The organism is Photorhabdus sp. RM71S (assembly GCF_042879355.1).
GTDB lineage: Bacteria > Pseudomonadota > Gammaproteobacteria > Enterobacterales > Enterobacteriaceae > Photorhabdus > Photorhabdus kayaii.
Genome location: NZ_JBHFKV010000288.1, coordinates 1 through 241 on the forward strand (window position 1 = coordinate 1; position 241 = coordinate 241).

Genomic DNA, 241 nt, shown 5'->3' on the forward strand with positions numbered 1-241 from the left:
TATGGGGCTATAGCTCAGCTGGGAGAGCGCCTGCCTTGCACGCAGGAGGTCAGCGGTTCGATCCCGCTTAGCTCCACCATACTAAACGTAATTCAGAGTATATTGGCGACAGTATGCTGTGAATTATTTTGCTCTTTAACAATCTGGAACAAGCTGAAAAATTGAAACTGTCGATAATATCGTCGAGGTATTATTGACGAGTCTCTCAAGCTGAACAATCCGAGACAGTTTCGGGTTGTGA

1 tRNA gene is annotated in these 241 nt (G+C 45.6%); it reads left to right on the top strand.

Features of this window, described 5'->3' with window-relative positions:
- The first annotated feature begins 3 nt into the window (after positions 1-3).
- Positions 4-79: transfer RNA gene (locus ACGF5R_RS24930), tRNA-Ala, on the top strand.
- Positions 80-241: the final 162 nt, after the last annotated feature.